General features: G+C 58.4%; 21 protein-coding genes and 1 tRNA gene. 21 read left to right on the forward strand and 1 reads right to left on the reverse strand.

The annotated features are described in order from the left end of the window. The first annotated feature begins 1 nt into the window (after nucleotide 1). On the forward strand, nucleotides 2–208 hold the full coding sequence (locus tag V6M90_RS11005) for a SlyX family protein (RefSeq protein ID WP_003175810.1): 207 nt from the start codon (nucleotides 2–4) through the stop codon (nucleotides 206–208). A 70-nt stretch (nucleotides 209–278) separates the two neighbouring features. On the opposite strand, the gene V6M90_RS11010 is transcribed toward V6M90_RS11005, so the two are convergent. Next, nucleotides 279–881 carry a cold-shock protein gene (locus tag V6M90_RS11010; RefSeq protein ID WP_078734478.1) on the reverse strand — a complete coding sequence of 201 codons (603 nt, stop codon included), beginning with the start codon at nucleotides 879–881 and terminating at the stop codon, nucleotides 279–281. A 351-nt stretch (nucleotides 882–1,232) separates the two neighbouring features. Between V6M90_RS11010 and V6M90_RS11015 the strand changes: the two genes are divergently transcribed. The 20 genes from V6M90_RS11015 (at nucleotide 1,233) to V6M90_RS11110 (ending at nucleotide 18,370) form a co-directional block, all read left to right on the forward strand. Continuing rightward, the gene (locus tag V6M90_RS11015; protein ID WP_003175808.1) at nucleotides 1,233–1,706 is read left to right on the forward strand and encodes a Dps family protein; all 474 of its coding nucleotides are present in this window, start codon (nucleotides 1,233–1,235) and stop codon (nucleotides 1,704–1,706) included. Between the two features lie 182 nt (nucleotides 1,707–1,888). After that, nucleotides 1,889–2,230: a ribbon-helix-helix domain-containing protein gene (locus V6M90_RS11020; RefSeq protein ID WP_003175807.1), complete on the forward strand. Its 342-nt coding sequence runs from the start codon at nucleotides 1,889–1,891 to the stop codon at nucleotides 2,228–2,230. A 166-nt stretch (nucleotides 2,231–2,396) separates the two neighbouring features. Further along, on the forward strand, nucleotides 2,397–2,618 hold the full coding sequence (locus tag V6M90_RS11025) for an FmdB family zinc ribbon protein (protein ID WP_003175806.1): 222 nt from the start codon (nucleotides 2,397–2,399) through the stop codon (nucleotides 2,616–2,618). Nucleotides 2,619–2,726: 108 nt separating this feature from the next. Continuing rightward, the gene (aspS, locus tag V6M90_RS11030; RefSeq protein WP_021491234.1) at nucleotides 2,727–4,502 is read left to right on the forward strand and encodes an aspartate--tRNA ligase; all 1,776 of its coding nucleotides are present in this window, start codon (nucleotides 2,727–2,729) and stop codon (nucleotides 4,500–4,502) included. Between the two features lie 137 nt (nucleotides 4,503–4,639). Continuing rightward, on the forward strand, nucleotides 4,640–5,386 hold the full coding sequence (locus V6M90_RS11035) for a YebC/PmpR family DNA-binding transcriptional regulator (protein ID WP_141063344.1): 747 nt from the start codon (nucleotides 4,640–4,642) through the stop codon (nucleotides 5,384–5,386). A gap of 188 nt (nucleotides 5,387–5,574) precedes the next feature. Then, on the forward strand, nucleotides 5,575–6,099 hold the full coding sequence (gene ruvC, locus V6M90_RS11040) for a crossover junction endodeoxyribonuclease RuvC (RefSeq protein ID WP_024077147.1): 525 nt from the start codon (nucleotides 5,575–5,577) through the stop codon (nucleotides 6,097–6,099). A gap of 67 nt (nucleotides 6,100–6,166) precedes the next feature. Next, complete coding sequence (gene ruvA, locus V6M90_RS11045) at nucleotides 6,167–6,778, forward strand: Holliday junction branch migration protein RuvA (protein WP_003175802.1); 612 nt, start codon at nucleotides 6,167–6,169, stop codon at nucleotides 6,776–6,778. After that, nucleotides 6,779–7,837, forward strand: a complete 1,059-nt coding sequence (gene ruvB, locus V6M90_RS11050; protein WP_003175801.1) for a Holliday junction branch migration DNA helicase RuvB — start codon at nucleotides 6,779–6,781, stop codon at nucleotides 7,835–7,837. A 139-nt stretch (nucleotides 7,838–7,976) separates the two neighbouring features. Beyond that, nucleotides 7,977–8,432: a tol-pal system-associated acyl-CoA thioesterase gene (gene ybgC, locus V6M90_RS11055; protein ID WP_003175800.1), complete on the forward strand. Its 456-nt coding sequence runs from the start codon at nucleotides 7,977–7,979 to the stop codon at nucleotides 8,430–8,432. Between the two features lies 1 nt (nucleotide 8,433). Continuing rightward, nucleotides 8,434–9,129 (forward strand): protein TolQ, encoded by a 696-nt coding sequence (gene tolQ, locus V6M90_RS11060; RefSeq protein WP_003175799.1) that lies wholly within the window; start codon nucleotides 8,434–8,436, stop codon nucleotides 9,127–9,129. A gap of 23 nt (nucleotides 9,130–9,152) precedes the next feature. After that, the gene (gene tolR / locus V6M90_RS11065; protein WP_160384999.1) at nucleotides 9,153–9,605 is read left to right on the forward strand and encodes a protein TolR; all 453 of its coding nucleotides are present in this window, start codon (nucleotides 9,153–9,155) and stop codon (nucleotides 9,603–9,605) included. Next, a complete protein-coding gene (gene tolA / locus V6M90_RS11070) occupies nucleotides 9,605–10,678 on the forward strand; it encodes a cell envelope integrity protein TolA (RefSeq protein WP_003175797.1) in 1,074 nt (357 codons plus the stop codon). Before tolR ends, tolA begins: the two co-directional genes overlap by 1 nt. 17 nt (nucleotides 10,679–10,695) lie before the next feature. Then, entirely contained in the window at nucleotides 10,696–11,976 is a 1,281-nt protein-coding gene (gene tolB, locus V6M90_RS11075) for a Tol-Pal system beta propeller repeat protein TolB (RefSeq protein WP_003175796.1), read from the forward strand. A gap of 55 nt (nucleotides 11,977–12,031) precedes the next feature. Next, nucleotides 12,032–12,532, forward strand: a complete 501-nt coding sequence (gene pal, locus V6M90_RS11080) for a peptidoglycan-associated lipoprotein Pal (RefSeq protein ID WP_003175795.1) — start codon at nucleotides 12,032–12,034, stop codon at nucleotides 12,530–12,532. A 6-nt stretch (nucleotides 12,533–12,538) separates the two neighbouring features. Further along, nucleotides 12,539–13,372 carry a tol-pal system protein YbgF gene (gene ybgF, locus V6M90_RS11085; protein ID WP_141063343.1) on the forward strand — a complete coding sequence of 278 codons (834 nt, stop codon included), beginning with the start codon at nucleotides 12,539–12,541 and terminating at the stop codon, nucleotides 13,370–13,372. A gap of 164 nt (nucleotides 13,373–13,536) precedes the next feature. Next, complete coding sequence (queE, locus tag V6M90_RS11090) at nucleotides 13,537–14,184, forward strand: 7-carboxy-7-deazaguanine synthase QueE (protein ID WP_141063342.1); 648 nt, start codon at nucleotides 13,537–13,539, stop codon at nucleotides 14,182–14,184. A 111-nt stretch (nucleotides 14,185–14,295) separates the two neighbouring features. Next, nucleotides 14,296–14,371: transfer RNA gene (locus V6M90_RS11095), tRNA-Lys, on the forward strand. Nucleotides 14,372–14,605: 234 nt separating this feature from the next. After that, nucleotides 14,606–16,177, forward strand: a complete 1,572-nt coding sequence (locus V6M90_RS11100) for a lactate dehydrogenase (protein WP_332846467.1) — start codon at nucleotides 14,606–14,608, stop codon at nucleotides 16,175–16,177. A gap of 439 nt (nucleotides 16,178–16,616) precedes the next feature. Further along, complete coding sequence (locus V6M90_RS11105; protein WP_332846468.1) at nucleotides 16,617–17,639, forward strand: hypothetical protein; 1,023 nt, start codon at nucleotides 16,617–16,619, stop codon at nucleotides 17,637–17,639. Between the two features lie 221 nt (nucleotides 17,640–17,860). Then, the gene (locus V6M90_RS11110) at nucleotides 17,861–18,370 is read left to right on the forward strand and encodes a C40 family peptidase (protein ID WP_003174620.1); all 510 of its coding nucleotides are present in this window, start codon (nucleotides 17,861–17,863) and stop codon (nucleotides 18,368–18,370) included. Nucleotides 18,371–18,473 lie beyond the last annotated feature (103 nt).

Consider the following 18,473-nt stretch of genomic DNA (forward strand, 5'->3'; position numbering starts at 1 on the left):
CATGGACCTGCAAGCACGCGTTACCGACCTGGAAAGCCGCCTGGCTTTTCAGGACGACACCATCGAGACCCTCAATGACATCCTGGTTGCCCAGCAACGCGCGGTTGAACGTCTGCAACTGCAGATGACCGCGCTGCTCAAGCGCCAGGAAGAAATGGGTGGCCAGTTCGAGACGTCCGAAGAAGAAGCACCGCCGCCGCACTATTGATCGGCGTGCAATAAAAAACCGCGATCCAGTCAGCGCTGGATCGCGGTTTTTTTTGCTGCGAAGGCGGGTATCAGCGACGCGGCAGCGCCGCGATCACGTCTTCGGCTTGCAGGCCTTTGTCGCGATTCATCACGGAGAACTCCACGCGCTGGCCTTCCACCAGGACGCGATGGCCTTCGCCGCGAATGGCCCGGAAGTGGACGAAGATATCGTCGCCCGAATCACGGGAAATAAAGCCGAAGCCTTTGGACGTGTTGAACCACTTGACGGTACCGGTATCCCGATTGGTCATGTCGTAGGTTTGCGACGCGGCCGCCGGGGACGAGCGGTAGAAGCTGATGGCCAGGTGAAGAACGATGGCAACCACAGCGATCACCAGGCTGAGCAGGATGGCCGGGTGGCCGCCGACTTCAGGCATGGGTGCCAGGAGGGTGAGCGTTTGTACAACGACGGTCAGTACCAGCAGCGCGCTGACCAGGTTTTGCAGTTGATGACGGGTGCCTTTGTTCCAGTAAGGGATTACCGGGGCGAGCGTCAGGTTGAGAAGGCCGAACAAGGCCAGGTACAAAGCATCATGTTGTTGCAGGTAGGGCAGGCTTTCAGGCTGCAGGCTCGGGATAAAGGACAGCAGCAACGCTGCAACGCCCGTTAGCAGGTGGACGATTTTCAACATTTTGATTAACTCACGTTAAGACGGATCACAAGGAAGAGCTGACTGGCACGGTTCGCTTCTGAACAATGGGAGGCGCTGGGCACGTGCACGGGTATCAGCCTATGTCGCTTGCCGTGGACATTAACGACGGCGACACGCTGCCTATTTAACAGCAAAGGCCGTGCCTACTCAAATCAAGCCTTTGCGGGCGTTGCGAGGCTTCGGGCATTTCCAGGGCAAACGCTTGTCCTAGACAGGTGCGGACGATTTGCCGCACGTCGCCTGGGTGTGTCGGGCTGCGCATTGCCGGCGCTCTTGCTAGAGTGGGGCGGCACCTGGTCAATGAATGTTGCTCAATTGAAGGGGATAAACATGGCAATCGATATCGGTATCAGTGAAGAAGATCGCAAATCCATCGTCGACGGGCTTTCGCGTCTGCTTTCCGATACTTATGTGCTGTACCTGAAGACCCACAATTTCCACTGGAACGTCACCGGCCCCATGTTTCGTACACTCCACTTGATGTTCGAGGAGCAGTACAACGAGCTGGCGCTGGCGGTCGATTCCATTGCCGAGCGTATCCGTGCCCTGGGCTTCCCGGCGCCGGGTGCCTATTCGATCTACGCCCGCCTGTCGTCCATCAAGGAAGAAGAGGGCGTGCCCAGTGCCGAAGAAATGATCCAGCAACTGGTGGCGGGTCAGGAAGCGGTCACGCGTACCGCGCGCGGTATCTTCCCGCTGCTCGACAAGGTCAGCGACGAGCCCACCGCCGACCTGCTGACCCAGCGCATGCAGGTTCACGAAAAAACCGCGTGGATGCTGCGCTCCCTGCTCGAAGACAAGTAAGGCTTGCGCCTGAGCGGTGTCGTCCTGATGCCGCTCGCTTGTTTCTCCGTGTTTCCTGGCGTTGTCCTACAACTATCGACTCCGCGTCTTCTGGCTGTGCCCTCGCTTCCTGCTGTTTTATAGGTTCACCGCCCAATGGGAGCAACCCATGGGCAGCTGTTTGGCAATGGAGTGTCAGGTGTATGTCACGCGCAGTAGGTAATGGAGTGATGGAAGCCTGTGGTTTTCATAAGATAAAAGTCGATCCTTTCAGCAAGGGGTTCGACATGGGACTGGCCAGGCCATTGTCTCGATCGGTCAGGCTCAACGGGTTTTCAACGTGCCTGCGGCTCGAACAGATCTATTGGAATATCCTCACGGAAATCGCCAGGATCAACGCGTGCTCAGTCAGCGCGTTGTTGTCTTACGTCGATCGGGAAGTGCACTTGCGTTACGGCGGGGTGAAGAACTTCAGTGGGCTGGTCAGGGTGGTGTGCGTGGTTCACGTCCTCACAGGCCGTGTCGCCTCGCCCAACCCCGAGTAATCGGGGCGCTCCGGGGCCGGCTCGCAGCACAGGCGGGCAAGGCTCCGGGCAGAAAGCCGGCTGCGCTGCCTCGATTTACCAGATATAATCCCGCGCTTTGCCGCGCATGTGCTCAACCTTTGGGGCCGGCGTGGCGCAGTAACGATCTGATCGCCGAGACATCGCCATGCCCATGTACGATTATCAATGTGCTTCCTGTGGTCATCAGTTGGAAGCCATCCAGAAGATCAGCGCAGCGCCGCTGGTCGATTGCCCGGCCTGCAAGGCCCCTGAGCTCAAGAAGAGCTTGTCCATGCCGGGCTTTCGCCTGAGCGGCAGCGGCTGGTACGAGACCGACTTCAAGACCGGCTCCAAGAAGAATCTGGCGGGCGGCGATAAAGCAGACTGAGTTGAACTCAACGCGCAGGCTCCTGCATTATCCGTCCCCTGCTTAACTGTACGGTGACGAGGCACGCCTGCCACCGAATTTCGAATTACGAGAAGTGAAACCACGACCATGATGCGCAGCCACTATTGCGGCCAACTGAACGAGACCCTGGAAGGTCAGGAAATTACCCTTTGCGGATGGGTTCACCGTCGCCGCGACCACGGCGGGGTGATCTTCCTCGATATCCGTGATCGTGATGGTCTGGCCCAGGTGGTGTTCGACCCGGACCGCGCCGAGAGTTTCGCCGCCGCCGACCGCGTGCGCAGCGAATACGTGGTGAAGATCACCGGCAAGGTGCGCCTGCGTCCGGCCGGTGCCGTGAACAAGAACATGGCCTCCGGCGGTATCGAGGTGCTGGGCTACGAGCTGGAAGTGTTGAACGAGTCGGAAACCCCGCCGTTCCCGCTTAACGAATACTCCGACGTGGGCGAAGAAACCCGCCTGCGCTACCGCTTCCTGGACCTGCGTCGTCCGGAAATGGCCGAGAAGCTGCGCCTGCGTTCGCGCATGACCACCAGCATCCGCCGCTTCCTCGACGAGAACGGCTTCCTCGACGTCGAAACGCCGATCCTCACCCGGGCCACCCCGGAAGGCGCGCGTGACTACCTGGTGCCGAGCCGTACCCACGCCGGTTCGTTCTTCGCGCTGCCGCAATCGCCGCAGCTGTTCAAGCAACTGCTGATGGTGGCCGGCTTCGACCGTTACTACCAGATCGCCAAGTGCTTTCGCGATGAAGACCTGCGCGCCGACCGCCAGCCCGAATTCACCCAGATCGACATCGAGACCAGCTTCCTCGATGAAAAAGAGATCATGGGCCTGACCGAGCAGATGATCCGCAACCTGTTCAAGGAAGTGCTGGACCTGGAATTCGGTGACTTCCCGCACATGACCTTCGAAGAAGCCATGCGCCGCTACGGTTCCGACAAGCCAGACCTGCGTAACCCGCTGGAACTGGTGGACGTGGCCGACCAGTTGAAAGAAGTCGACTTCAAGGTGTTCAGCGGCCCGGCCAACGATCCTAAATGCCGCATCGCCGCCCTGCGCGTGCCTGGCGGCGCGAGCATGCCGCGCAAGCAGATTGACGACTACACCAAGTTCGTCGGCATCTACGGTGCCAAGGGCCTGGCGTACATCAAGGTCAACGAGCGCGCCAACGGTGTTGACGGCCTGCAATCGCCGATCGTCAAGAACATCCCGCTGGACAACCTGAACGCGATCCTCGATCGCGTCGGTGCGGTCGATGGCGATATCGTGTTCTTCGGGGCCGACAAAGCCAAGATCGTCAGCGAGGCCCTGGGCGCGCTGCGCATCAAGCTCGGTCACGACCTGAACCTGCTGACCTGCGAATGGGCGCCGATGTGGGTGGTTGACTTCCCGATGTTCGAAGAGAACGACGACGGCAGCTTCAGCGCCTTGCACCACCCGTTCACCGCGCCGAAGTGCTCCCCGGCCGAGTTGGAAGCCAACCCGGCAGGCGCGCTGTCCCGTGCGTACGACATGGTGCTCAACGGCACCGAGCTGGGTGGCGGTTCGATCCGTATCCACCGCAAAGAGATGCAGCAAGCGGTCTTCCGCCTGCTGGGCATCAACGAAGCGGAACAGGAAGAGAAATTCGGCTTCCTGCTCGACGCCCTGAAATACGGCGCACCGCCGCACGGTGGCCTGGCGTTTGGCCTGGACCGTCTGGTCATGCTGATGACCGGCGCCCAGTCGATCCGTGAAGTGATCGCCTTCCCGAAAACCCAGAGTGCCGCGGACGTCATGACCCAGGCTCCGGGTGTAGTGGATGCCAAGGCGCTGCGTGAACTGCACATCCGTCTGCGCGAGACGCCGAAGGCTGAGTAAGGCTGCTGCATGAAAGCGCGAGTAAGATTGTAGGCAGTCAAAAAGGCGCATCTTCGGATGCGCCTTTGCGTTACAAGGGGTGCATCCCGCTTGGGGCGGGATTGATAAGGTTTCTATAAGAATTTCGGAGTTGTGTTATGGCTGGCCATTCCAAGTGGGCGAACATCAAGCACCGCAAAGAGCGTCAGGATGCCAAGAAAGGCAAGATTTTCACCAAGTGGATCCGCGAGCTGACCGTCGCCGCTCGCCAGGGCGGTGGTGACCCAGGCTCCAACCCGCGTCTGCGCCTGGCGCTGGACAAGGCCCTCGGCGCCAACATGAGCCGCGACATCATCGATCGCGCCGTGGCCCGTGGTGCCGGCGCGGCCGACACCGACGACATGGTCGAGCTGACCTACGAGGGCTACGGCCCCGGCGGTGTGGCGGTGATGGTCGAGTGCATGACCGACAACCGCAACCGTACCGCCGCCGCCGTGCGCCATGCGTTCAGCAAATGTGGCGGCAACCTCGGCACCGACGGTTCGGTGGCCTACCTGTTCGAACGCAAGGGGCAGATTTCCTTTGCGCCGGGCACCGATGAAGACGCCCTGATGGAAGCGGCGATGGAGGCCGATGCCGACGACGTAGTGACCAACGACGACGGCTCCATCGATGTGTTTACCTCGTTCGCCAGCTTCTATGCGGTACGTAACGCCCTGGAGACCGCCGGTTTCAAGGGCACCGACGCGGAAATCGTGATGCTGCCGACCACCAGTGCCGAACTCGACCTGGACGGCGCGCAGAAGGTGTTGAAAATGCTGGATATGCTCGAAGACCTGGATGATGTACAGAACGTGTATTCGAATGCCGACATTCCAGAGTCAGTGGCCGAACAGCTAGGCTGAAGTGCGATGTGGATTAATTGTGGGAGGGGGCAAGCCCTAATGCCAGTCACTTAAGGGACAACACTGTATCTGTGGCGAGGGAGCTTTTTACCCCTTCAAAGCCTTAACTGACTGGCATTAGGGCTTGCCCCCTCCCACATTGGATCTTCTGTGTATCAAAAAATGTGTTTACCCAACCCGCAGGCGTTATGACTTTAATCCTAGGTATCGACCCCGGTTCGCGCATCACCGGTTTTGGTGTGGTGCAACACACCCCGCGCGGCTGCGTCTACGTCGCCTCGGGCTGCATCCGTACCGGCGCGGGCGAGCTGGCCGAGCGTTTGCAGATTGTGTATCGCGGTGTGCGTGAGGTGATCCAGACCTACGGCCCGGTGACCATGGGCATCGAGAAAGTATTCATGGCCAAGAACGCCGACTCGGCGCTGAAACTGGGTCAGGCCCGTGGCGCGGCGATTGTCGCCGGAGCCGAGGAGGGCATGGAAATCGCCGAATACACCGCGACCCAGGTCAAGCAGGCCGTGGTCGGCACCGGTGCGGCCAATAAAGAACAGGTGCAGATGATGGTCATGCACATGCTCAAGCTCACCTCAAAGCCACAGATCGACGCCTCCGACGCCCTGGCCATCGCCATTTGCCATGCGCACACCCGTTCCAGCCTGCTGCCACATGGCTTGGGCACGGCACGCAGTCGTGGCGGGCGGCTGCGTCTCTGATAGCATCAGCGCAATCGTTATGTCGGGTCAGGCCTTGATCTGACCCCAAGTTTTAAGGATCTGAACCGTGATTGGACGCTTGCGCGGCACCCTGGCTGAAAAACAGCCGCCGCACCTGATTCTGGATGTGAACGGGCTGGGGTATGAGCTGGAAGTGCCCATGACCACCCTGTATCGCCTGCCGTCGGTCGGCGAGCCGATAACGCTGCACACCCACCTGGTGGTGCGCGAAGACGCACAATTGCTCTATGGTTTCATTGGCAAGCGTGACCGCGACTTCTTCCGTGAATTGATTCGCCTCAATGGCGTAGGGCCGAAACTCGCCCTGGCCTTGATGTCGAGCCTGGAAGTGGACGAACTGGTGCGTGCCGTCTCGGCCCAGGACACCTCGGCGCTGACCAAGGTGCCGGGCGTGGGCAAGAAAACCGCCGAGCGCCTGCTGGTGGAACTCAAGGACCGCTTTAAAGCCTGGGAAGTGGTGCCGAGCATGTTCGCCCTGGTGCCGAACCAGCCGGACATGCCGGCGGGCCAGGTCGCCAGCGCCGAAAGCGATGCGGTCAGTGCGCTGATCTCCCTGGGCTACAAGCCGCAGGAAGCCAGCAAGGCCGTGTCGGCCATCAAGGACAAGAACCTGAGCAGTGAAGATATGATCCGCCGAGCCCTGAAGGGAATGATTTAAGTGATTGAAGCTGATCGTCTGATCGCCGCCACCGGCCCGCGCGACCGTGAAGAAGTCCAGGACCGTGCCATTCGCCCCCTGAGCCTGGCCGACTACATCGGCCAGCCCACCGTGCGCGAGCAAATGGAGCTGTTCATCCAGGCCGCGCGCGGGCGCAGCGAGTCCCTGGACCACACGTTGATCTTCGGCCCGCCGGGCTTGGGTAAAACCACCCTGGCCAACATCATTGCCCAGGAAATGGGCGTGTCGATCAAGTCCACCTCCGGCCCGGTGCTGGAGCGTCCAGGCGATTTGGCCGCGTTGCTGACCAACCTCGAACCGCACGATGTGCTGTTTATCGATGAGATTCACCGGCTGTCGCCGATCGTCGAAGAAGTGCTGTACCCAGCCATGGAAGACTTCCAGCTCGACATCATGATCGGCGAAGGCCCGGCGGCACGCTCGATCAAGCTCGACCTGCCACCGTTCACGCTGGTGGGCGCAACCACGCGCGCGGGCATGTTGACCAACCCGTTGCGAGACCGTTTCGGCATTGTTCAACGTCTGGAGTTCTATAGCACGGCGGACCTGGCGACCATCGTCAGCCGTTCGGCGAGCATTCTCGGCTTGCCCCTGGACCCGGAAGGCGCGTTTGAAATCGCCCGTCGTGCCCGTGGCACGCCGCGTATTGCCAACCGTTTGCTGCGTAGGGTGCGCGATTTTGCCGAAGTGCGGGCCAAGGGGCATATCACCAAGGCCGTGGCCGACCTGGCGTTGAACCTGTTGGATGTGGACGAGCATGGCTTCGATCACCAGGACCGGCGTCTACTCTTGACCATGATCGAGAAATTCGACGGTGGCCCGGTGGGCGTCGACAGCCTGGCGGCGGCCATCAGCGAGGAGCGCCATACCATCGAGGATGTGCTGGAGCCGTACCTGATCCAGCAGGGCTACATCATGCGCACGCCAAGGGGCCGGGTGGTGACACGCCATGCGTATCTGCACTTTGGGCTAAACATTCCGTCACGATTGGGTGAGATGCCCGTGGTAGACGAATTTCTCGATGCAGTGGACGATTAAAAAGGCGACGCGCGTCGATTTATTCAAGGTTTGTGCTGTCCCAGTGTCGGGCGTCGTCATTCAGTCGTAGGAAATGTCTTCGAGAATGCAAAAACAGTTGCCGATCCGGATTGGCAACCTCAGGAGTAAGCACTAGAGTATGCGCGCGCAAAACGGGGATCAGTCGTTCGCACATCGCTGTCGCGTTTATTACGAGGACACCGATGCCGGCGGCATCGTGTATTACGTCAATTACCTCAAGTTCATGGAGCGGGCTCGAACCGAGCGGCTACGGGAGCTGGGCTTTGCCCAGTCCACGCTTGCGGGAGAGGACCTGTTGTTCGTCGTGCATTCCAGCGAGGCGCGTTACCACGCACCGGCGCGACTGGACGACGAACTGCTGGTCAGCGCTGAAGTAATCGAATTGAACCGTGCCAGCCTGCGTTTCAAGCAGCAGGTCAGGCGGGCCACGGATGCAACGCTGCTCTGTGAGGGGCAGTTCCTGGTGGCGTGTGTGCGCACCAACAGTTTGAAACCTCGGGCCATTCCCGAAACTCTACGTGCGGCCTTTGCCGCCGTGAGCGGCGCGGGTAAACAATCAAAGCAGGAGATTTAGCGTGGAACCTACCGTCGTCGACCATTCCTCCATGTGGAGCCTGGTCAGCAATGCCAGTGTTGTGGTTCAACTGGTCATGCTGATCCTGGTAGCCGCATCGGTTACCTCTTGGGTCATGATTTTTCAGCGCAGCAACCTGCTGCGTGCCGGTCGACGTGCCCTGGAGAGCTTTGAAGAGCGCTTCTGGTCGGGTATCGACCTGTCCAAGCTGTATCGCCAGGCCGGCAGCAACCCGGACCCGGACTCGGGCGTCGAGCAGATTTTCCGTGCCGGCTTCAAGGAATTCTCGCGCCTGCGCCAGCAGCCAGGCGTTGACCCGGAAGCCGTGATGGAAGGCGTGGCCCGCGCCATGCGCGTCGCCATTTCCCGCGAAGAAGAGAAGCTGGAGCAAAGCCTGCCGTTCCTCGCCACCGTCGGCTCCGTGAGCCCGTACATCGGCCTGTTCGGTACCGTCTGGGGGATCATGAACTCCTTCCGTGGCCTGGCCCAGGCGCAGCAAGCCACCCTGGCCACCGTGGCCCCGGGTATCGCCGAAGCCCTGGTCGCCACCGCGATCGGCCTGTTCGCCGCGATCCCGGCCGTTATCGCCTACAACCGTTTTGCCGCACGCGGCGAAAACCTGATTGGCCGTTACTACACCTTCGCCGATGAATTCCAGGCGATCCTGCACCGTAAAGTGCACACCAGCGAAGAATAAGCAGGTACTCCCCGATGGCTTTAATCACTCGAGCTCGAACCAAGCGCAAGCCGGTCGCCGAGATGAACGTAGTGCCTTACATCGACGTGATGCTGGTGCTGCTGGTGATCTTCATGGTGACCGCGCCGATGCTCAACCAGGGTGTCAAGGTTGACCTGCCCAAGGTATCCAGCGAAGCCTTGCCCCAGGACAACAACACCCAGGTGCTGACCATTTCGATCAAGGCAGACAAGACCTACTACTGGAACCTCGGCAGCGAAGTCGACACCCAGAAGCAGCAGGACAAGGCCTTGACCCTGCCGGCGATGACCGATGCGGTGACCAAGATCATTCGCTCCGGCAACGAAGGCGGCAAGCACACCCAGGTGTTCATCCGCGGCGACAAGTCGGTCGACTACGGTTCCGTCATGGGCGCCATGGGCGGGCTGCAGAAGGCCGGCGTGGGTAACGTTGGCTTGATTACCGAGGCGCCCTGATGCAGCAACAGCGAGAGCCGTCCGCCTCGGAAAGCTACTTCTGGCCTAGCGTCTGGGCAATTGCCCTGCACATCCTGGTGTTTGGCATGCTGTTCGTCAGCTTTGCCATGACCCCGGATCTGCCGCCGGCCAAGCCGATCGTGCAGGCGACCCTGTATCAGCTGAAATCGAAAAGTCAGGCCACCACCCAGACCAATCAAAAGATTGCGGGTGAGGCCCAGAAGTCGGCTGCGCGCCAGACTGAAGTCGAACAGATGGAACAGAAGAAGGTCGAGCAGGAAGCGGTGAAGGCTGCTGCGGAACAAAAGAAAGAAGAGGCGGCTCAAAAGGCCGAGGAATCGAAAAAGGCGGATGAAGCCAAGAAGGCTGACGAGGCGAAAAAGGCTGACGAAGCCAAGAAAGCCGAGAAAGCTGCCGAAGCGAAAAAAGCCGAAGAGAAACAATTGGCTGATATAGCCAAGAAGAAATCCGAAGAAGAAGCCAAAAAGGCTGCCGAAGAAGAGGCCAAGAAAAAGGCCGCTGAAGAAGCCAAGAAAAAGATAGTCGAAGACGCGAAGAAGAAAGCCGCCGAAGACGCCAAGAAAAAAGCTGAAGCAGACGAGGCGAAAAAGAAAGTCGCCGACGACGCGAAGAAGAAAGCTGCCGCCGATGCCACCAAGAAAAAGGCCCAGGAAGCAGCGCGTAAATCCGCCGAAGAGAAAAAGGCCCAGGCCTTGGCGGATTTGCTCTCCGACACGCCGCAGCGTCAGCAAGCCTTGGCCGATGAACGTGGCGATGAAGTCGCGGGCAGTTTCGACGACCTGATTCGGGCGCGGGCAGCGGAAGGCTGGACACGTCCACCTTCGGCACGCAAAGGCATGACAGTAGTGCTACAGATCGGCATGTTGCCGGACGGTACGGTGACTTCGGTCAGCGTGGCCAAGGGCAGTGGCGATCCATCGTTCGACAGTTCGGCAGTTGCCGCGGTCAAGAACATTGGCCGGTTGACCGAGATGCAGGGAATGAAACCAAGCGACTTCGCTCCCTATCGTTCATTCAAGATGACATTCACACCTGAGGATCTAGCCTTGTGAGAAACCTTCTTCGAGGAATGCTTGTCGTTATTTGCTGTATGGCAGGGATAGCGGCGGCGGATGAAAAGAACATCCTGGTCACCAGCGGTAGTGATCGGGCCACCCCGATCGCCGTTGTACCGTTCGGTTGGCAGGGCGGCAGCGTGCTGCCGGATGACATGGCCCAGATCGTCAGCGACGACCTGCGCAACTCCGGCTACTACGCACCGATTCCGAAAGGCAACATGATCAGCCAGCCGAACCAGGCCAGCGAAGTTGTGTTCCGTGACTGGAAAGCCGTGGGCGCCCAGTACCTGATGGTCGGCAACATCACGCCGGCCGGCGGTCGCCTGCAGATCACCTACACCTTGTTCAACGTGGCCACCGAGCAGCAGGTCCTGACCGGCAGCGTCTCGGGCACCGCCGAACAACTGCGGGACATGGCCCACTACATCTCGGACCAGTCGTTTGAAAAACTCACCGGTATCAAAGGTGCGTTCTCCACACGTCTGCTGTATGTAACGGCTGAGCGTTTCTCCGTGGACAACACGCGCTACACCCTGCAGCGCTCGGACTACGACGGTGCGCGGGCCGTGACCTTGCTGCAATCGCGTGAGCCGATCCTGTCGCCGCGTTTCGCACCGGACGGCAAGCGTATCGCCTATGTGTCTTTCGAACAGAAGCGCCCGCGTATCTTCGTCCAGCACATCGATACCGGCCGTCGTGAGCAGATCACCAACTTCGAAGGCCTCAACGGTGCGCCGGCCTGGTCGCCGGATGGTTCGCGCCTGGCGTTCGTGCTGTCCAAGGACGGCAACCCGGATATCTACGTGATGAACATGGCTTCGCGCCAGATCACTCGCGTCACCAGTGGCCCGGGTATCAATACCGAACCGTTCTGGGGCAAGGATGGTTCGACCATCTACTTCACCTCCGATCGCGGCGGCAAGCCACAAATCTACAAAACAAGCGTGGGCGGTGGTGGTGCGGAGCGTGTGACCTTTATTGGTAACTACAACGCCAATCCGAAGCTTTCGGCCGATGAAAAGACGTTGGTGATGATTCACCGTCAGGATGGTTTCACTAATTTCCGGGTTGCGGCCCAGGATTTGCAGCGTGGAACCGTAAAAATCCTTACAGATACCAACCTTGATGAGTCAGCCACTGTTGCGCCCAACGGCACCATGGTAATCTACGCCACCCGCCAGCAGGGCCGGGGAGTCTTGATGCTCGTGTCCATTAATGGACGCGTAAGGCTCCCGCTTCCTACCGCACAAGGCGAAGTCAGAGAACCATCCTGGTCCCCTTACCTGAACTGACGCGGCGCTACAAAAAGATTTGCTTAACACACTGGGGTTCATTAGGAGTTTCACGATGGAAATGCTGAAGTTTGGTAAGTTTGCTGCTCTGGCTCTGGCTCTGTCCGTAGCCGTTGGTTGCTCGTCCAAAGGCGGCGACAATGCCGGTGAAGGCGCAGCTGTTGATCCAAACGCTGGTTACGGCGCTAACTCGGGTGCCGTTGACGGTTCCCTGAGCGAAGAAGCTGCTCTGCGCGCTATCACCACTTTCTACTTCGAATACGACAGTTCGGACCTGAAACCAGAAGCCATGCGCGCTCTGGACGTTCACGCCAAGGACCTGAAAGCTAACGGCGCTCGCGTTGTTCTGGAAGGTAACACTGACGAACGTGGTACTCGTGAGTACAACATGGCACTGGGCGAGCGTCGTGCGAAAGCCGTTCAGCGCTACCTGGTACTGCAAGGTGTTGCTCCAGGCCAACTGGAACTGGTTTCCTACGGTAAAGAGCGTCCAGTTGCTACTGGCCACGACGAGCAGTCCTGGGCTCAAAACCGTCGCGTCGAACTGCGTAAGTAATTCGTCATGCGAACGTGCCGTCGTGCTCTAACTGTATTGGCTCTCAGCTTCGCACCGCTTGCGGTGTGGGCTGCGGTTCCTGTAACGGATAGCAACTCTGGCTATAACAATAGCGGGAGCAGTTATCCGCCAGCGGGTTATGGCACGAACGGCGCCTATGCTGGGGGAGCGGCTACGGCCGCGCCCTCGGCACAGGGCGAGCTGTTCAACCAGCTGCAACGCATGCAGGATCAAATCGCGCAGCAACAAGGCGCTATTGAAGTGCTGCAGAACCAGGTGAACCAGCTCAAGCAAGAAGGCCTGGAGCGTTACCAGGATCTTGATCGACGTATAGGAGCCGGTGCTGCACCTGCCGCTACTCCTGATAATTCTTCTGCCGGTGGCGCGCCCAGTGCGGCCATCGGTGGTGCGGCAGCGGGGGCGGCTGCCAGCCAAGCCCCTGCCGCCAGCAGCGAACCGGGTGATCCGGCGAAGGAAAAACTGTATTACGATGCAGCCTTCGACCTGATCAAAGCCAAGGATTTCGACAAAGCCAGCCAGGCATTCAGCGCGTTCCTGCGCAAATACCCGAACAGCCAGTACGCGGGCAATGCCCAATACTGGCTGGGCGAGGTCAACCTGGCCAAGGGTGACTTGCAGGGCGCGGGCCAGGCGTTTGCCAAGGTCAGCCAACTGTATCCCAAGCATGCCAAGGTGCCGGATTCGCTGTACAAGCTCGCTGACGTAGAACGCCGCCTGGGTCATACCGACAAGGTCAAAGGCATTCTGCAGCAGGTCGTAGCCCAATATCCGGGTACTTCCGCTGCCCAGTTGGCTCAACGGGACCTGCAGCGCTTGTAAGCGATGCCGCCCGTTTAGAAGAAACCCGCGCCTGGCGCGGGTTTTTTCGTTAGAATCCACGCCCTTTTATGAAATACGCTCCTTGGGGCCCACGCGTTGGCGGGGTTCCTTGAAGTGCCTGACGGAGGCGGACAGCCTGTTCAGCTGTTACGCCCGTGGCGACTATGCAAGACACACTACGCATTACCGAAGTTTTTTACTCGTTACAGGGTGAAACGCGCACCGCCGGCCTGCCCACAGTCTTTGTGCGCTTGACCGGCTGCCCGTTGCGTTGCCAGTACTGTGACAGCGCCTACGCTTTCAGTGGCGGCACTATACGCACCCTCGACGACATCCTGGAGCAGGTGGCCGGTTACAAGCCGCGCTACGTCTGTGTAACAGGCGGCGAGCCGTTGGCCCAGCCCAACGCCATCCCTTTGCTCAAGCAACTGTGTGACGCCGGCTACGAGGTGTCCCTGGAAACCAGCGGCGCCCTGGATATTTCCGCTGTCGATCCGCGGGTCAGCCGAGTGGTCGACCTCAAGACCCCGGACTCCAAAGAGGCGCACCGCAACCGCTACGAGAACATCGAACTGCTGACGCCCAACGATCAGGTCAAGTTCGTCATCTGTTCCCGCGACGATTATGACTGGGCCACCTCCAAGCTGATCCAATATGGCCTGGAGCGCCGTGCGGGTGAGGTGCTGTTTTCCCCAAGCCATCACGACCTGAATGCACGCGAGCTGGCGGACTGGGTGGTGGCGGACAACCTGCCGGTGCGCCTGCAATTGCAGTTGCACAAGTACCTGTGGAACGACGAACCGGGGCGCTGAGAGGGCGTGCAAACAGCCGCTATGACGGCCCAGACGCGTTATTTCTGGTTTTTTTAAAATAAGGTGTTGAATAATCCTTAGAAATCAGTATTATACGCGCCACCACACAGCGGGTCGTTAGCTCAGTTGGTAGAGCAGTTGGCTTTTAACCAATTGGTCGTAGGTTCGAATCCCACACGACCCACCATTTTTGGCGGTTTAGAAAATCCGGAAGGCCCACGCAAGTGAGGATTTCCGGGTTTTTTTTTGCCTTGTGAAATCACACCTGCCTGTCACTGTTATCGGTGACTTACCGTTTCCAATGCCCGGTTAATGAGTGCGTGTCGTTTTTTTGACCTGGCGCTTTGCTATTAATGGGCTGTCAATCGATCTCTGTCTTGGTTAAATTAAAGCCTGTTCAGTTCAAGACATGGATCGTCTCATGACCACTCTTTCACCCATTGCTGCCAATACCCTCATTGTTCGCCGGCCAGAGAGCGTTGCCGCGACGCCGATACAAAGCAGCGACACCCTCTCTGCGCGTCCCTCCTCAGTGGTCAGTCTGGGCAATGTCGTCTCCGACACATTCGCCGATACCTATTCGCGCCGCGGACAGTTACCGGGTCACGAAAGCGTACGTGCCTGGGAAAGCGACAGCCAGAACGCGCTCGGCAAAACGATGGGTACCAACTTCAATTCATTGTCCACAGCCAGCCGCTTCAATGGCCTGGGCGCAGGCTTGCTTGAGCAGTTCGCCAAGGACGGCAGGGACATTTCCCAGTCAGTGCTCTACGCCAGCGCCGATCGTGCGGACAACGCCGGCGAGCTCAAAATCGACCAGTCGTTGCTGCACAGCAAGGCCGACAACCAGGTCAGCCTGAGTATCAAGACGGCCAGCGGCAAGACCGTCACCTTCAGCCTGTCCAGCCAGAGCGATGGCTTGGGCGTGCAGGCCACCGTGGATGGGGGTGAGTTGACCGCCGACGAGCTCAAGGCCGTGGGTCAACTGGGCAGTGCGTTCCAGGCGGCGGTAGATGGGCTTACCGCCATGCCGCCCAGGCTTGATTTAAGCAACTTGACTCAGTTCGACTCGAAGGTGCTGGCCTCGGTTGACCTCAACGCCAAACTGAAAACCTCGGCAGGGCAGGACCAGACCCTGGCCTTTCATGCGGACAGTCAAAGCCGCAGCACACGCATGAGCGGTCCGGACGGCGAATTGGACCTGTCCGTGGACCTGAAAAACGCGGCGATCCTGGGCAACGCCCAGCAACAGGCCAAGGCGCTGAAAAGCTACCTGGCACAGTTCGATCGGGTTCAGGAGCGTGGCAATGCGAAGGCGCAACTGATGACGATGTTCAAGGACGCGTTCAGCGCCATGAACAGCAATTATCCCCAGGGCCCCGGCGTTCCTGAGGCGTTGACCCTCAACCCGACCGACCAGGGCTTGCTGACCGGCCTGGCGGACTTCAAGGCGTCCATCAGGCAGGCCAGCGAATCCTCCAACCCGATGCGCCCGGCTGAAATCGACAGTTTTGCCTATAAAGTGTCGCAGAAAACCCGTGTCAGCGGCGCCAGCGCGTTGGATCGCAGCATCACCCAGGACCAGAAGTCGAGCCTCTCGGCCAGCTATCACAAGGGCCTTGATGGCAGTAAAAACCCAAGCCTGGGGCGCGATGAAAACTCGCAAAACTATCTTTACATTCAAGTCGAGGACAAGGCCACAAGTTCGGCCAACCTCTCCTACAAGAATGGCCTGCTGACCAACGCTTCGGTTTCCCAAGAGGCAAGCCAGACCACCCGCACGCAGAAGTACGTACAGGGTAAGTTGGTGGACGAAACCTTCGTGCCCAAGCAAGCCTCGGCTCAGCGTGACTACCTGGTGCTGTTGGAATACGCGGCCAAGGAGAGCAGGAAGTCCAAGGATGCGCTGCAAGAGTCCACCTTGAAGGATGCCCTGGCGACCCTGCATGAATCGGTGATGTTGCAGGAAGATCCGTCCGCCCTGACACACTGATTGATGACGTACGTGTAAGCCCTCACACCACCCGGCGCGGGTGGTGTGCATATTCGGCAAGTCCCCCACCACAACCGCCCATTGGCTGTAGTACCCAGTCGTGGAATGTCATGCGCGATATTCGCGGTAGCTGTCGGCTACTGCTCTTATTGGTTTTAGGAAAAATCCGTGTCGGTCGAGCGTTCTTTCTTGCAGTCTGCTTGGGGGCGCCCGTCTATGATCGAAAGTGTCTTGATACAGGGCAGCGTTTAATACAGTTGTATGACGTTTCCTATTTGATCAGACCTGTTTGAACAGCGATCCGGACGGTGGTTGATTACCCAACGTGTTTACGTTGGTGAGTTGCTCACCCTGGAAAGGTTCTCTTGTCATCATGCCCATGGATAGGCTCCGGATCTCACGCTTATCAATTGATTGACCCAAAAAAGAGCCTAGAACTTTGACGCCTATTGATCGTTCGCCAGTGTTTTCAACACAACTGTCTGATGCTTTTGCCCATGTACCTACGTTAGCCGCGGTCAATGTGATTACCCGGCAACGGAGCGACCCACACCCAACACAACCGAACAGCCTGCATCCGTCGGAGCCTGATGGCGTATGGAATACCGAGTCCATTCGCACGACAAGAGAGGCCACAACACCGCCTGCTGCATCGACGAGCACTATTGTTCGCACTAAGCTTGATAAAGTCAGCGATCCAAAACTCGAAATCAAGAAAGAGGCCACATCGCCCAATGGTTTATACGCGGTAAATTACTCACTTTCGGCGCCTGGTCCTGGGTTAAATAACATCACCTTTCCAATCAGTATCGATGAAGGCCTGCAAAGAAAGAAAGCGGGGGATGCCGGCACTTATTTTGCGATGCAGTTTGGCGTTAATAATCCGAAGGGTGCACCGCTTGCCAGGGGGTATATTGGTTTGCAGCCTCGGGGGGATGGCAAGGCACTGGTGGTTTTTTCTGGATTTGGTTCGCATTTCAAGGCCCCTCAGGGGCGCGCCGAGGCTGATGGGGGGGCGGGCGGCAGTAATAGCACCTTGGTGGATTTCAAATTTGGCCATAAATATAACCTGACAATCGAGGTCGACCCTAATGACCCTCACAGGCTCAAAGGCTTTATTCAGGATGTCACAGACCCCGATAAGCCCGGCTCCAAACAACACGTCAAAGACCTTTACGTCGATCAGAAAGTCGCGTTGTCGGGTCGTGATGTAGGTTTCGTAGAGCACTACGGCGCGGGAATCAATCGAAGCTCGCAGATCGGGACAATGAGCGGCAGTTTTTCAGCGCCCTTTACCACGGATGATAAGGGCAATGTCAGGACGGGTGAAATCAGAAGTAGTGGGCTATATGGCCGGTACAAGAACTCGATGGTCGGTAACGAAGAACTTACCAAGGAGTCGGGTAAAGGTAAGCTGCTGCATTTTTCGTTTCAGGGAGTGGGTTACCAGAAAAAAGCCTGAGGCATTACGTTTGTTCAGGCGCGCAGTCAGATTGACAGCGTAAGTCCTGCGTGAAGTCGCTACCCGTGCAAACCTTGGCGGGTAGCCTATGTTCAGTACAAAACCGTCCGTCGGTCTCCCAAGGGCGCGGACAATACTGAGACAGATCTTATTTTTTAGCGGCTTTCCTATCCCTACCATTGTGTTTCGTTTGGTTTATGAAACATTTAATGGTTCCTGTGATGTCAAAGTTAACGTTCGTTGTTCTATTTACTTATCTGTTCTCGGATTACTTCGCCCCTGAAGTACGCGCCGAGTATTTAAATACCGCTTATATGCGCCATGATTCAAGCCTGGCTGCCCATACCGACCAGCGTATCGGTAAGGTGGTGGAGCGTGCCCATGAGTTGATCGGCACGCCTTACCGCTGGGGAGGTGCTTCGCTCAAAACCGGCTTTGATTGCAGCGGCCTGTTGCATTACTTGTTCCGCACCGAGGCAGGGCTGTCCATTCCGCGCACCACCACCACGATGCTGGCCTCCAACGCCAAGACGGTTGCGCGCAGTCGTTTGAAAGTCGGTGATGCGGTGTTCTTCAAACATAACGGTGGGCAGCGTATGAACCATGTGGGGATTTATATCGGCAATGACCGCTTTATTCATTCGCCGCGTACCGGCAAGACGATTCGAATCGACTCATTGAGCAATAGTTATTGGAATAAGAGTTATCACACCGCCAAACGCTTTCATTGAAAGCACCTGAACGCACACAACAGCCCCCGTCTTTCAGCGAGACGGGGGCTGTTGTGTGTTGGCGATAGGTCTGCATACAAATTAAAAACCGCAATTCCTCCCT

The organism is Pseudomonas lactucae (assembly GCF_036688725.1).
Lineage (GTDB): Bacteria > Pseudomonadota > Gammaproteobacteria > Pseudomonadales > Pseudomonadaceae > Aquipseudomonas > Aquipseudomonas lactucae.

Excerpts from the sequence above, each read along its gene's own strand:
- V6M90_RS11005 (WP_003175810.1), top strand. The coding sequence starts at position 2 with ATGGACCTGCAAGCACGCGTTACCGACCTGGAAAGCCGCCTGGCTTTT.
- V6M90_RS11010 (WP_078734478.1), bottom strand. The coding sequence starts at position 881 with ATGTTGAAAATCGTCCACCTGCTAACGGGCGTTGCAGCGTTGCTGCTG.
- V6M90_RS11100 (WP_332846467.1), top strand. The coding sequence starts at position 14,606 with ATGACCACTCTTTCACCCATTGCTGCCAATACCCTCATTGTTCGCCGG.
- ruvC (WP_024077147.1), top strand. The coding sequence starts at position 5,575 with ATGACTTTAATCCTAGGTATCGACCCCGGTTCGCGCATCACCGGTTTT.
- V6M90_RS11025 (WP_003175806.1), top strand. The coding sequence starts at position 2,397 with ATGCCCATGTACGATTATCAATGTGCTTCCTGTGGTCATCAGTTGGAA.
- ybgF (WP_141063343.1), top strand. The coding sequence starts at position 12,539 with ATGCGAACGTGCCGTCGTGCTCTAACTGTATTGGCTCTCAGCTTCGCA.
- queE (WP_141063342.1), top strand. The coding sequence starts at position 13,537 with ATGCAAGACACACTACGCATTACCGAAGTTTTTTACTCGTTACAGGGT.
- V6M90_RS11015 (WP_003175808.1), top strand. The coding sequence starts at position 1,233 with ATGGCAATCGATATCGGTATCAGTGAAGAAGATCGCAAATCCATCGTC.
- V6M90_RS11035 (WP_141063344.1), top strand. The coding sequence starts at position 4,640 with ATGGCTGGCCATTCCAAGTGGGCGAACATCAAGCACCGCAAAGAGCGT.
- V6M90_RS11020 (WP_003175807.1), top strand. The coding sequence starts at position 1,889 with ATGTCACGCGCAGTAGGTAATGGAGTGATGGAAGCCTGTGGTTTTCAT.
- tolB (WP_003175796.1), top strand. The coding sequence starts at position 10,696 with ATGCTTGTCGTTATTTGCTGTATGGCAGGGATAGCGGCGGCGGATGAA.
- pal (WP_003175795.1), top strand. The coding sequence starts at position 12,032 with ATGGAAATGCTGAAGTTTGGTAAGTTTGCTGCTCTGGCTCTGGCTCTG.
- ybgC (WP_003175800.1), top strand. The coding sequence starts at position 7,977 with ATGCGCGCGCAAAACGGGGATCAGTCGTTCGCACATCGCTGTCGCGTT.
- V6M90_RS11110 (WP_003174620.1), top strand. The coding sequence starts at position 17,861 with ATGTCAAAGTTAACGTTCGTTGTTCTATTTACTTATCTGTTCTCGGAT.
- tolA (WP_003175797.1), top strand. The coding sequence starts at position 9,605 with ATGCAGCAACAGCGAGAGCCGTCCGCCTCGGAAAGCTACTTCTGGCCT.
- aspS (WP_021491234.1), top strand. The coding sequence starts at position 2,727 with ATGATGCGCAGCCACTATTGCGGCCAACTGAACGAGACCCTGGAAGGT.